The organism is Rhodococcus rhodochrous (assembly GCF_900187265.1).
Lineage (GTDB): Bacteria > Actinomycetota > Actinomycetes > Mycobacteriales > Mycobacteriaceae > Rhodococcus > Rhodococcus rhodochrous.
This window is the reverse complement of record NZ_LT906450.1, coordinates 369957-381950: the sequence shown is the minus strand read 5'-3', so window position 1 is coordinate 381950 and position 11994 is coordinate 369957. Positions and strand designations below refer to the sequence as shown.

Annotated in this window: 11 protein-coding genes, 1 tRNA gene and 1 other RNA gene; 5 read left to right on the top strand and 8 right to left on the bottom strand. The window is 69.1% G+C overall.

Annotated elements, in window-relative coordinates:
* Nucleotides 1-95: 95 nt before the first annotated feature.
* Nucleotides 96-2276, bottom strand: a complete 2181-nt coding sequence (locus CKW34_RS01765) for a DNA polymerase III subunits gamma/tau (RefSeq protein WP_059383175.1) — start codon at nt 2274-2276, stop codon at nt 96-98.
* Between the two features lie 125 nt (nt 2277-2401).
* Between CKW34_RS01765 and CKW34_RS01760 the strand changes: the two genes are divergently transcribed.
* Nucleotides 2402-2800 carry a VOC family protein gene (locus tag CKW34_RS01760; protein WP_059383176.1) on the top strand — a complete coding sequence of 133 codons (399 nt, stop codon included), beginning with the start codon at nt 2402-2404 and terminating at the stop codon, nt 2798-2800.
* Between the two features lie 10 nt (nt 2801-2810).
* Here the strand turns inward: CKW34_RS01760 and CKW34_RS01755 are convergent, their stop codons facing one another.
* The 4 genes from CKW34_RS01755 to ffs form a co-directional block, all read right to left on the bottom strand.
* Nucleotides 2811-3404, bottom strand: coding sequence for an HhH-GPD-type base excision DNA repair protein (locus CKW34_RS01755; protein WP_059383217.1), 594 nt, complete (start codon nt 3402-3404; stop codon nt 2811-2813).
* 22 nt (nt 3405-3426) lie between these two features.
* On the bottom strand, nt 3427-4785 hold the full coding sequence (locus tag CKW34_RS01750) for a hypothetical protein (protein ID WP_231921783.1): 1359 nt from the start codon (nt 4783-4785) through the stop codon (nt 3427-3429).
* Between the two features lie 381 nt (nt 4786-5166).
* Nucleotides 5167-6459, bottom strand: coding sequence for an aminotransferase class I/II-fold pyridoxal phosphate-dependent enzyme (locus CKW34_RS01745; protein WP_059383178.1), 1293 nt, complete (start codon nt 6457-6459; stop codon nt 5167-5169).
* Nucleotides 6460-6506: 47 nt separating this feature from the next.
* Nucleotides 6507-6601: signal recognition particle sRNA small type (gene ffs / locus CKW34_RS01740), an RNA gene on the bottom strand.
* A gap of 117 nt (nt 6602-6718) precedes the next feature.
* Between ffs and CKW34_RS01735 the strand changes: the two genes are divergently transcribed.
* Nucleotides 6719-6806: transfer RNA gene (locus CKW34_RS01735), tRNA-Ser, on the top strand.
* Between the two features lie 85 nt (nt 6807-6891).
* Nucleotides 6892-7155 (top strand): hypothetical protein, encoded by a 264-nt coding sequence (locus CKW34_RS01730; RefSeq protein ID WP_059383179.1) that lies wholly within the window; start codon nt 6892-6894, stop codon nt 7153-7155.
* 45 nt (nt 7156-7200) lie between these two features.
* Here the strand turns inward: CKW34_RS01730 and CKW34_RS01725 are convergent, their stop codons facing one another.
* Nucleotides 7201-8271, bottom strand: a complete 1071-nt coding sequence (locus CKW34_RS01725; protein WP_059383180.1) for a GmrSD restriction endonuclease domain-containing protein — start codon at nt 8269-8271, stop codon at nt 7201-7203.
* 139 nt (nt 8272-8410) lie between these two features.
* On the opposite strand from CKW34_RS01725, the gene CKW34_RS01720 reads away from it, so the two are divergent.
* Together CKW34_RS01720 and CKW34_RS01715 are read left to right on the top strand one after the other, a co-directional pair.
* Complete coding sequence (locus CKW34_RS01720) at nt 8411-9076, top strand: YoaK family protein (RefSeq protein WP_059383181.1); 666 nt, start codon at nt 8411-8413, stop codon at nt 9074-9076.
* A 53-nt stretch (nt 9077-9129) separates the two neighbouring features.
* Complete coding sequence (locus CKW34_RS01715; RefSeq protein ID WP_059383182.1) at nt 9130-9714, top strand: TetR/AcrR family transcriptional regulator; 585 nt, start codon at nt 9130-9132, stop codon at nt 9712-9714.
* A 54-nt stretch (nt 9715-9768) separates the two neighbouring features.
* Here CKW34_RS01715 and CKW34_RS01710 read toward each other — a convergent pair whose 3' ends face one another.
* Nucleotides 9769-10506 carry a 3-hydroxybutyrate dehydrogenase gene (locus CKW34_RS01710; protein ID WP_059383183.1) on the bottom strand — a complete coding sequence of 246 codons (738 nt, stop codon included), beginning with the start codon at nt 10504-10506 and terminating at the stop codon, nt 9769-9771.
* Complete coding sequence (locus tag CKW34_RS01705) at nt 10503-11891, bottom strand: MFS transporter (RefSeq protein ID WP_059383184.1); 1389 nt, start codon at nt 11889-11891, stop codon at nt 10503-10505. The genes CKW34_RS01710 and CKW34_RS01705 overlap by 4 nt, the downstream gene beginning before the upstream one ends.
* Nucleotides 11892-11994: the final 103 nt, after the last annotated feature.

The window sequence follows — 11994 nt, the reverse complement described above, 5'->3', positions numbered from 1 at the left end:
TGCGCGCAGCACACACCCTCCACTGGTTATCGCATGAAGAGATGACGTATCGACGAATTGGCTCGACAGATTATCGAGGAGTCGGCGAACCGACGTCAGCTGTCCAGCTTGCGGGCGCCGAGCACCTCGACCAGCATCTCGCCGGCCACCTCGTCCGGATCGCGCCGGCTCGACTGCTCGACCGGCACCGCAGCCTCCGCCATCATCTCCTCTTCGTCCTCCGGGGTGGTCGGAGGCGGCGGAGCGTCGTAGTCGTAGTCGACGGGCGGCGGACCCGGGTCGTCCGGGTAGTCGGGAGCTTCGGGCGGCGGAATGTCGTCCACGTCCGGCGCGGCCGATCGCGAAGTCGGCCGCGCCAGCGGTGCGACGGCGGCACGTCCCTGGCTGGGACGGGAGAAACGCGGAGCCGCAGGCGCTTTGGCCTGCGTCGGCGTGGACACGGCGGCTGCAGCAGCAGCCGGGGCGGCGGCGCCGTGCTCGCACGTGACCTCCCAGTCCCCACCGAACACGTCGTGCAAGGCGGCACGGATGACGTCACTGTTGCGGGGTTCGACCAGGCGCTTCGCGAGAGGCGCCGAGTCGTGCCCGAGCACGACGCGGGCACCGTCGACAGATCGCACCGTCGCGCCGGAGAGCATCACCTCGACGGTGCGACTCCGCTCCCGAACCTTGGTTCGGACCTCGGACCACACCGCCCGCAGGGCGGCCGCGTCGGGTCGGGCACCCGACTCCGGCTGTGCCGGACCGGGCTGGGCCGGGCCGGCGCCCGACGCAACCTCTCGCACCGGTTCGGGTGAACGGACGGGCGCGGGCTGCGCCGCGGCTTCCGGCTGCGGGGTACGCACGACCGGTTGCGGCACGGACCCCGACGGTGCCGCAGGGGCGACTGTGACCGGCGCCGGTTCCGCAGGCTCGGGCGACGGCTGCCGGACAGGTGCCTGCGCGACCGGTTCCGGGCTCGGTACCGCTCTCGCAGGCTCCGGCGCTGCCTCGGGTTCCGGCGCCGCCTCGGTGGCCTGGCGCTGGGAAGGACGTTGGTAGACCGGCCCGGACGACGGAGACTCGGCCACCGCGGGCCGCGTCGCGGCGGTCGGAGCAGCGGCAGGGGCCGACGATGCGAGCGGTACGACGCCCTGCTCGATTCGCTCGAGGCGTTGCAGCACAGCCGATTCGGCGTCCGATGCGGAAGGGAGCAACATCCGGGCGCACATCACCTCGAGCAGCAGCCGCGGTGCTGTCGCGCCGCGCATCTCACCGAGACCGGCATGCACCAGTTCCGCGTAGCGGGCAAGAGTCGCGGGGCCGATCCGCTCGGCCTCCTCTCGCATCCGTTCCAGGACGTCGCCGGGGGCGTCGACCAGACCGCGTTCGGCAGCGTCGGGGACGGCCCGCATCAGGATCAGGTCACGCAACCGCTCGAGCAGGTCGACGGCGAACCGGCGCGGATCGTGCCCTGCATCCATCACCTTCTCGACGGTGCCGAACAGTGCGGCCCCGTCGTTCGCAGCGAGTGCGTCGACGGCTTCGTCGATGAGGGCGACGTCGGTGACGCCGAGCAGCGCGAGTGCACGCGCGTACGTGACGCCCTCATCGCCGGCACCGGCGAGCAACTGGTCGAGCACGCTCAGCGAGTCACGCGGCGAGCCGCCACCGGCACGGATGACCAGCGGGTAGACGGCGTCCTCGACCGGCACGTTCTCCTGCGAGCAGATCTTCTCGAGCAGCCCCCGCATGGTGGACGGCGCCAGCAGCCGGAACGGGTAATGGTGCGTACGCGACCGAATGGTCGGCAGTACCTTCTCCGGTTCGGTGGTGGCGAAGATGAAGATCAGGTGCTCCGGCGGCTCCTCGACGATCTTCAGCAGCGCATTGAATCCGGCCGTGGTGACCATGTGCGCCTCGTCGACGATGAACACCCGGTACCGCGACTCGGCCGGGGCGTAGAACGCCCGATCGCGCAGTTCACGGGTGTCCTCGACACCACCGTGGCTGGCGGCGTCGAGTTCGATGACATCGAGATTGCCGGGGCCGCCCGGGCCGAGGGCGATGCACGACGCGCACTCCCCACACGGGCGGGACGTGGGCCCCTGCGCACAGTTGAGTGAGCGCGCCAGGATGCGGGCGGACGACGTCTTGCCACAACCACGCGGCCCCGAGAACAGGTACGCGTGGTTGATGCGTCCGGCATCGAGGGCGGTGCTCAGGGGCTCGGTGACGTGCTCCTGACCCACCACCTCCGCGAACGAAGCTGGTCGATACTTCCGGTACAGGGCCACGGCGAAAGAGTACCGGCGACGCCCGACAGCGTGCCGCAGGACCGTGCCGTGGCACGCGGGACACCGACGCGGCCGGGGAGACCGCCTAGCCTGGTCTCCAGGCCCACTCCAGAGGAGGTGCCCGCATGGCACCGTTTCCCGCACTCACCCATGTCGCCGTCACCGTCTCGAACCTGCCGGCCAGCATCGAGTGGTACACGCGACTGTTCGGCGCACCGCCGGTGCTCGACGAGGACGAGGAGTCCGGCACGTTCCACCACGCCGTCTTCGCACTCGGCGGCGGCACGATGTTCGGCCTGCACACCCACACCGGTGCCACGCCGGACACCGGCTTCGACGAACGCCGGGTGGGTCTCGATCACCTCGCGTTCGCGTGTACCGCCCAGGAACTGCCCCGGTGGCGCGATCGGCTCGACGACCTCGGCATCACTCACGGCGGCATCAAGACCGCGAGCTACGGATCGGGGCTGTCGTTCCGCGATCCGGACGACATCGCGCTCGAGTTCTTCGCGCCGCCCGGCTGATCCGTGGCTGCTACTGCGTCTTCGCTGCCTTCGCTGCCTTCGCCGCAGCCTTGGCCGCCTGTTTGAATTCGCGCACCTCGAGCAGCGTCTGCCGGTCGCCCACGTCCGCGATCGACCGGCGCGCGCCCTCGTCGCCGTAGGCCCCGGCGGCCTCCCGCCACCCGGCCGGCTGCACCCCGACCTGCTTGCCCAGCAGCGCCAGGAAGATCCGCGCCTTCTGGTCCCCGTAGCCGGGCAGCGCCTTCAACCGCTTCAGCACTTCCTTGCCGTCCGGCTCCCCGGATGTCCAGATCGCGGCGGTGTCACCGTCGTAGTGCTCCACCAGGTACTGGCACAGCGACTGGATCCGCTCCCCCATCGACTTCGGGAACCGGTGCACCGCCGGTGGCTGGGCACACACCGCGATGAACTCGTCCGGATTCATCGCGGCGACGGCGTGCACGTCGAGGCCACCGAGACGGTCTGCGAGCTTCTTCGGTCCCGCGAACGCGATCTCCATCGCCACCTGCTGGTCGAGCAGCATGCCGATGAGAAGCGCCAGCGGGTTCTCGGCCAGCAGTGCGTCGGCGTCGGGATCTCCGACCAGGTTCAGCGTCGATGACATGCAGACGATCATGCCCTGCGCGTCAGGGGCGGCGCCACACGACCACCGCGATCACGATGCCGAGCGTGAGCGCGATCGACGTGGTCAGCGCGTGCACCCAGTGCGGGAAGAGCGTCGGTTGCGAGGTGTCCGGAACGGCGGCCAGGGCGGCGAACAACGCCACGACGGCGATGACCGAGGCCGCCGCCGACCAGCCCTGGGCCAGGCGGGTGTGCCTCGCACCGCGCAACTCGGCACTGCGCAGCAGGGCGTGCTCGACGACGTCCACGGCCTCGGACAGTTCTGCGTCGAGTTCGGCCATCTCGTCGGCGACCCGGCCGGCCATGAGTGCTCGCAGCTGGGTGGGTTGTGTCCACGAGTGGAACCTGTCGTCGTGGATCGATTCCTTGCGCAGCAGGGCCCGTTCCATCCGGCGGGACTGCATGATCGCGATGTCGTCGAGGACCGTGGCCAGCCGATCGCCGCCGAGACCATCGGGGTGGCGCAGATGCTCCATAGTCGTCCAGTAGTCGGCAGAGGCCCGTGCCCGCACCGCCACCCACGGGATGAGCCCGTAGATCATCTCGCGGGTGCCGTGCCCGACATAGTCGCTGCCGAGGGCGGTGGCCTCGAGGTCGAACAGCACCGCACCGGAGTCCTCCCGCACGGCGATGGCGGCCCCCGGCTGCACGGGCCGGTCCACCAGCGGAACCCGGTCCCACTTCCACAACACACCCCAGGACCGTGCCGCGGCGCGGGCCTCCGGTCCGATGCGCGGGCCGTCGACGAGCGAGCGGACGCGTTCGCCGCCGCTCGAGACCACTTCCACGACCATGCCCTCGGCGACCTCGCGATCGCCGACTCCCCGGTGGCGGTGGACGACGAGTTCGTGCAGGGGTTGATAGGTCGTCGGCGCGCACAACCGCCTGTTCAGCCCGGGGAAGACATCGTTCAGGCAGGCGTCGGCGGTCAGTTCGAAGGGCGCGAGGAACTCACCGAGCACCGGGCGCAGACCGGCGCCGTCGCGGTCCTGCAGCGGGTCGCTGCGCCAGTCGACGAGCGGCGACCCGTGATCCGACAGCGACTCCAACGCCAGGACGAGACCGTGGCCGGGGACGTCCCACAGCGACACGCACGTCGCGGGGTGTCCCACATACGGTCGGGTCGCGTCCGGCGCCTCACGCAGCGACCCCGTCGACGCACCGAACGAGATCTCCGGCCGTGTCGGGTCGACGACGTGCCGGAACGCGAGCAGGCACGGCGGACGCACACCGTGGTCCGTCTCGGGCTGCTCGGCGATGCGTGCCGGCAGGAAGGGCTCCACCTTCTCGACGGGTGGGACCCGCGGTGGCGTCTCGGGCGCCGCCTCGATGTCGAGCGCCAGGAGGAACACCTTCAGCACACCGAGACACCCCGTGACAGATCCGACGGCCGATGCGCCGACTCCGGAATTCACGAGAGCGCGGTTTTCCATCACACTCACCACTTCCGAACCCGCCGCACGGTATGCGGCGACCCTGACCAGCGAGTATGTCAGGTCGGTAGGGGAAAGCAAGTCGTGGTGACGGCGGGCACCGATAAGGCCCCGACCAGGGCCGATCCGAGTTGTCCACCGCCCGTCCACGTGTTGTACACAACTTTATCCACAGGTTGGGAACAAACTCACACCCGGAGTGCAGATTCTTGTCGACGGAGGTACGCAACAAAGAATCGAGGCTCGCAACGCCGGCAGTGACTGCCGATGTTGCGAGCCTCGTCCTCGCGTTGCGTACCTACCCGCGCACTACTTGTCGGCGAGCGCCTTCTCCGCCGCGGCCAGCAGCACGCAGGTTGCGACACCGTCCATGGCCTTCTCGAGCTCACCGAGCGAAGGGAAGCTCGGTGCGAGGCGGATGTTCTTGTCCTCGGGGTCCTTCTTGTACGGGAACGCCGAACCGGCACCCGTCAGCGCGATACCCGCTTCCTTCGCCAGGGCGATGACGCGGGCCGCCGTGCCCTCGACGACATCGAGGCTGATGAAGTAGCCGCCCTCGGGCTCGGTCCAGGACGCGACCTTCGACGTGCCGAGACGCTCCTCGAGGATGCGGCGCACGAGCGCGAACTTCGGCGCGAGGATCTCGCGGTGCTTGGCCATGTGGGCACGAACGCCCTCGGCGTCGCGGAAGAAACGCAGGTGACGCAGCTGGTTGACCTTGTCGGGGCCGATGGTCTTGATGCCCAGGTGCTTCTGGTACCAGGTGAGGTTCTCGGTGGAGCTGCCGAAGAAGCTCACGCCCGAACCGGCGAAGGTGATCTTCGAGGTGGACGCCAGCGCGAACACGCGGTTCGGGTGACCGGCCTGCGCGGCCAGACCGAGGATGTCGATCGCAGGCGCGAGGTGCTCGGTGAGCGGGTGCACCGCGTAGGCGTTGTCCCAGAAGATGCGGAAGTCGGGAGCGGCCGTCGGCATCGACACCAGCTCGCGGGCGACCTCCTCGGAGTACACCGCACCGGTGGGGTTCGAGTAGGTCGGCACGGCCCACATGCCCTTGATCTGCGGGTCGTTCGCGACGAGATCGGCGATGAACCGCACGTCGGGGCCGTCCTCGCGCAGCGGCACGGGGATCATCTCGACGCCGAGCGACTCGGTGATCGCGAAGTGCCGGTCGTAGCCGGGCGCCGGGCACAGGAACTTGACGACCGACTCCTGCGACCACGGGCGCGGCGAGTCGACGGTGCCGTGCAACAGCGACCAGACGACGAGATCGTGCATGATCTCGAGGCTCGCGTTGTTGCCGGCGACGAGGTTCTCGACCGGGATGTTCAGCAGCTCGGCGAAGATCGCGCGCAGCTCGGGCAGGCCGGTGAGGCCGCCATAGTTGCGGGTGTCGGTGCCGTTGCCGTCGCGGAAGTCGTCGGCACCCGGCAGCGACAGCAACTCCGCGGAGAGATCGAGCTGCTCGGGCGAGGGCTTGCCGCGGGTCAGGTCCAGCGTCAGCTTCTCCGACTTCAACCGGTCGTAGTTGGCGGACTGGCGCTCGTGCTCTGCAACGAGTTCCTCATGGCTCATCAACCCGTACTGGGTCTGCGTAGGCATGCGGAGGGACCTTTCACCGTGCACGGCGACACGGGCATCGGCGGAAATTAAGAGGACCCCGCGCACCCGGCAGAGCCCGTTGACCCTTGCTGCCTTCCGGCCCTGGGGGAGTTCACAGGATGCGCGCCGCGCGGGATCCATCGGCAAGTGTAGAGGAACGAGCGCCCCGGCGGCGAACCCGCCCCCGCAGCACCCCCGGAATCAGGGTGCGACGTGCCCGTTTGGCAAGTTGGGGTCTCCATTCGGTATGCTTCCCCACGGAGGATTCGCCTAGTGGCCTATGGCGCTCGCCTGGAACGCGGGTTGGGTTAACGCCCTCAGGGGTTCAAATCCCCTATCCTCCGCCACGGAACCCCGTGGGGCGCACAGCGTCCCACGGGGTTTCTGCTTTTCTCCGTCCTCTGTTCGCGTACCGGGCCGATCTCGGGCACGATGCGTCTCGTGACTGCGGACGACAATTTCCCGCTCGCCGGCAACGCCGACCACGAGCAGGCTTCGGTCTGGGTTGAGATGCTGGACCGGGAGATCGACGAGGTGTCCGCAGCCATCGAGAAGACCGAACAGAAGGCCCTCGCCGAACATCGGGTGGGGGCCGTGGACCGAGCGCGCAGGTTCGACGCCGAGGTCGAGCGACTGGGCGCCCAGCTCCGCGATCTGCACCGCATGCGTCGCAATCTCACCGACCGCTTCAGCTGATCGGAGAGATCGCGGCGGTGCGTTACTCGCAGGCGCTGTGGTGCGTTACTCGCAGGCGACGCCGTCCCCGTCACCGTCCATCTTCGGCCGGTAGCCGGGCTCTCCCACATACAGGGGTGCAGCTCCCGCAGCGCGGGCCGCCGCGCAGTTCTCGTAGTACACGCTCGCCGGAGCAGGGGCAGGTGGGGCCGGCTCGGGAGCAGGCGCGGGCGCGGGCGCGGGCGCCGGAGCAGGAGCCGGCGCGGGGGCCGGTCGCGTCGTCGTGGTGGGTACGGGAGCGGGTGCAGCTGCGGGAGCTCCACCTCCGCATTCGGTGAGGGCCCGCACCATCGCGTCGTGCTCGGCCTGCGTCACCCACAGGCCGTAGATCGCCTTGACCTCGATCTGCCGCGCGACGTACGTGCAGCGGTACGCGCGGTTCGGCGGCAGCCAGGTCGCGGCGTCACCGTCGCTCTTCTGCTGGTTGGTCGGCCCGTCCACGGCCTGGAGGTTGCGCGGGTCGTTGGCGAAATCGGCACGGGTGCCCGCGTCGAGCTGCTGCGCACCCTTCTGCCACGCGTCCGACAACGCGACGACGTGGTCGATCTGCACCGCGGTCGAGGTGTCCTGTCCGCGGGTGAATGCGATCGTCGTGCCGGTGTACACGTCGTTCAGGGTTCCCGACGCGACGACGCAGTCGCGGGTACCGGGCCGGTAGACGATGTCGACGAGGTCGCGCCGCAGGATGTCGTTGCGGGTGTCGCAGCCGTTGCCCCCGAACTCCACCGACACGTCGTCGCTCCACGCCTGACCGAACAGGTCGCGGCTGTACCCGGTCTTGGGCGCGCGCCCCTTGACGGGCAGGGTCGCCAGCCGGGCCAGGGCCTCCGACGAATCCGCCGACGCTGCCGGTTTCGACGCCGCCGGACTCGATGCGGTCGTCGAGGAGGGGCGCGTCGCGGTGGGTGACGATGTCGTCGTGGGAGTTTCGGAGCTCGGCGCCGGGGACTGTTCGGAGGTCGCCGCCGGAGCGGCGGAGGTGTCCTGGGCCGTCGAGTCGCAACCGGTGAGGGTCAGACCCGCGACCGTCGCGACGACGAGCAGGGACAGCCGGGACGACAGGCGGGGCAAGGACATCGAGGGAACTCCTGAGAACGACGGCGCCGGACGGCTCCCCTTGTCCATCGCGCCCACGACGCCCGGTCGTTACACCACGTAAGCATCCGGGAGCCGACGTGGTCGGCATCCCGGAGGGAACGGTTCCTACTATCGTCTGGTGGTCGGTTACGGCAGGCAGTTGCAGGGACTCGCGATCGCGCTGTCCTCTCTCGCAGGGTTCATCGATGCCCTCGGGTTCATCACCCTGGGCGGTGTGTTCGTGTCGTTCATGAGCGGCAACTCCACGCGCTTCGCGGTCGGCACGGCCGACGGTGCGTGGCAGACGGTGGCGCTCATCGGCGGTGTGCTCGCGCTGTTCGTGCTCGGGGTGATCCTCGGCAGCGTGGTGGCGGAACTGACCGACCGCGACCGGCGGACCCGCAAGATCGCGGTCCTCGCAACCGTGACGGTGTTGCTGACGGTCGCCGCTGCGGCCGTCCTGGTGGACTGGACGCCGGTCTCCGTGATCGCGATGACCTTGGCCATGGGAACGGAGAACTCGGTGTTCCGGCGCCACGGGGAGACGACCGTCGCCCTGACCTACATGACGGGTGCACTGGTCAAGATCGGGCAGCGGATCGCGGCGGCGTTCTTCGGCGGTCCGCGCTGGAGTTGGCTGCCCTATCTGGGTCTGTGGGGCGGCCTTGTGACGGGTGCCGTTCTCGGCGCGCTCGCCCATCGGGCGCTGGGATTGCACGCTCTGTGGATCGCGGCGGCGTTCGCAGCCACGCTGACGGTCTCGGTCCGTTTCCTCTCCGATCACGAGCTCACCGGCGGGGTGTGATTCCCACCTCCCCGTACGTTCGTACGGTGGAGGGCTCGGCTACGGTGCTCCCCATGCGCACGCGCCCCTACGTCACCACCAGCCCCACAAGGCTCGCTGCGGCCCTGCTCGACGTGGCCGCACGCAACGGTCTCGACGCGGCGAGCGTCCGGGAGGTGGCCAACGAGGCAGGGGTCTCGATCGGGGCGGTGCAGCACCATTTCCCGACCAAGGACGAGATGCTCGCGTACTCGTTCCGCACCCTCTCGGACCGGGTGCTGAACCGGCTGACGAACGTCGATCCCGACATCGATCCGGCGCGCACCCTGTTCTCCGCGCTCAGCCAGCTGCTCCCGCTCGACGAGGAACGCGGCAGCGAGGTACACGTGATGTCGGCGTTCGCCGTGCGGGCGGTCACCTCCCCCACCCTGAGCGCCGTCCGCACCGCCACCCTGTTCACGATCCGGACGGGCATAGCGCGCGTATTGATCCGCGCGGGAACACCCGATCCGGAGACCCGGGCCGCCCTGCTGCTCTCGGCCGCGAACGGGCTCGCGCTCGACGCGGCGGCCAGCCCCGATCTGTACCCGCGCGAGTATCTGACCCACGCTCTGCACGCCCAGGTCCAGCTCGTCCTCGACGGCGCCGACGCGCACTGACCCGCGCCCCGGAATCCGGGACGCGGGTCAGGAATGCGACCGACCGCCACGCGGTCAGTGGGCCGACCAGCCGCCGTCCATCGTGTACGACGCGCCGGTGACCATCCCGGCCTCGTCGGAGGCCAGCCACGACACGAGCGAGGCCACCTCCTCCGGCTCGACCAGCCGGGGCACCGCCTGATCGGTGAGCAGCACATCCGAGAGCACGCGATCCTCCGGGATGTCGTGTGCACGGGCCTGTTCCGAGATCTGCTTCTCCACCAGCGGGGTACGGACGTAACCCGGATTGACGCAGTTGCTCGTCACACCGCGGGGACCACCCTCGAGCGCGACGACCTTGGAGAACCCCTCGAGGCCGTGCTTGGCGGTGACGTACCCGACCTTGAAGGCCGACGCCCGCAGCCCGTGGACCGACGAGATGTTCACGATCCGGCCGAAGCCCCGCTCGTACATGCCGGGCAGCGCGGCCTTCACGAGCAGGAAGGGCGCCTCGACCATGAGCGTCTGGATGCGGCGGAAGTCGGCGAGGGCGAAGTCCTCCACCGGCCGCACGACCTGGATGCCGGCGTTGTTGACGAGGATGTCGACGTCGAGGCGGAGACCGGCGAGGCCGTCGGTGTCGAGCAGGTCGACGCCCCACGCCTCTCCTCCGATCTCGTGGGCGAGCGTCTTCGCGGCGACCTCGTCGACGTCGGCGACGGTCACTCGGACTCCCTGACCGGCGAGGGCGCGAGCGCAGGCCGCCCCGATCCCGCCGGCTCCACCGGTCACGAGTGCGGTGCGGGCCCTCATGCGGAGACCCCGGCGTTCTCGGCGGCCTTCTCCTGGGCGACCGTTTCCGCGTCCGCGGCGTCGATGTCGCGCAGCGAGATGCCCTTCGTCTCACGTGCCACGATCACCGCGACGATCGTGATCAGCGACGAGCCGAGCAGGTAGAAGGAGATCGGGACCGACGAATCGAAGCGGCTGAGGAGGCTCGCGGCGATGATCGGGGCGAGCGACCCGGCGACGATCGAGGTGACCTGGTAGCCGAGCGAGACACCCGAGTAGCGCATGCGGGTCGGGAACATCTCTGCCATGATCGCGGGCTGCCCGGCGTACATGAACGAGTGGAAGACGAGTCCGATGACGATCACGGAGACGATCCACGCGCTGTTGCCGGTGTCCATCATCGGGAAGGCGAGGAAGCCCCAGGCACCGGCGGTGACGGCACCGATCATGTAGACGGGGCGGCGTCCCAGCGTGTCCGACAGCCGTCCGACCATCGGGATGACCGCGAAGTGCACGGCGTGGGCGGCGAGCATCCACCACAGGATGTGACTGGTGTCGGCACCGACGACGATCTTCAGATAGGTGATCGAGAAGGTGACGACGAGGTAGTACATGACGTTCTCGGCGAACCGCAGGCCCATGGCCGTGAACACGCCGCGCGGGTAGCGCTTGAGCACCTCGAAGACGTTGAACGACGTCTCCTTGAGCTTGTCGGCCTCCTGCTGCGCCTCGAGGAAGATCGGGGCGTCGGTGACCTTGGTGCGGATGTAGTAGCCGATCAGCACGATGACGGCCGAGAGCCAGAACGCGACTCGCCAGCCCCACGACAGGAAAGCCGACTCGGGCAGCGTGGTGGTGAGGACGAGCAGGACGATCGTCGCGAGAAGATTGCCCATCGGCACGCCGGCCTGCGGCCACGACGACCAGAACCCGCGGGAGCGGTTGGGGCTGTGTTCTGCGACCAGCAGCACCGCGCCGCCCCACTCGCCGCCGACCGCGAAGCCCTGGACGAACCGGAGCGTCACGAGCAGTGCCGGCGCCCAGTATCCGATGGCACCGAAGGTCGGCAGGCAGCCCATGAGGAAGGTCGCGACGCCGACCATGATGATGCTGGTCTGCAGCAGCTGCTTGCGTCCGAACCGGTCACCGAAGTGACCGAAGACGATCCCGCCGAGCGGCCGGGCGACGAAGCCCACGGCGTAGGTGACGAACGCCGCGATGATCGCGTCGAGTTCGTTGCCGCCGTCGGGGAAGAAGACCTTGGCGAAGACGAGGGTGGCGGCGGTGCCGTAGAGGAAGAACTCGTACCACTCGACGACGGTGCCCGCCATGGACGCACCGACGACCCTGCGCAATGCCGACGGGGAGCTCTCCGGCCCATCCGTTCGTGCCTGTTCGACGCTCATGGTTGCACCCTCCCGGGACGCTCTGTGACGGGGAACACTTCCAAACACATATGCCGAGTATCGATACGCACATATGCATCCACAATGACGCGATTCGCAGATG

What these genes read in the sequence shown, in the direction of transcription:
- CKW34_RS01730 (WP_059383179.1), top strand. Translation starts at nt 6,892, where the DNA reads ATGCGTCTCGTGACTGCGGACGACAATTTCCCGCTCGCCGGCAACGCC.
- CKW34_RS01725 (WP_059383180.1), bottom strand. Translation starts at nt 8,271, where the DNA reads ATGTCCTTGCCCCGCCTGTCGTCCCGGCTGTCCCTGCTCGTCGTCGCG.
- CKW34_RS01710 (WP_059383183.1), bottom strand. Translation starts at nt 10,506, where the DNA reads ATGAGGGCCCGCACCGCACTCGTGACCGGTGGAGCCGGCGGGATCGGG.
- CKW34_RS01705 (WP_059383184.1), bottom strand. Translation starts at nt 11,891, where the DNA reads ATGAGCGTCGAACAGGCACGAACGGATGGGCCGGAGAGCTCCCCGTCG.
- CKW34_RS01755 (WP_059383217.1), bottom strand. Translation starts at nt 3,404, where the DNA reads ATGTCATCGACGCTGAACCTGGTCGGAGATCCCGACGCCGACGCACTG.
- CKW34_RS01760 (WP_059383176.1), top strand. Translation starts at nt 2,402, where the DNA reads ATGGCACCGTTTCCCGCACTCACCCATGTCGCCGTCACCGTCTCGAAC.
- CKW34_RS01745 (WP_059383178.1), bottom strand. Translation starts at nt 6,459, where the DNA reads ATGCCTACGCAGACCCAGTACGGGTTGATGAGCCATGAGGAACTCGTT.
- CKW34_RS01715 (WP_059383182.1), top strand. Translation starts at nt 9,130, where the DNA reads ATGCGCACGCGCCCCTACGTCACCACCAGCCCCACAAGGCTCGCTGCG.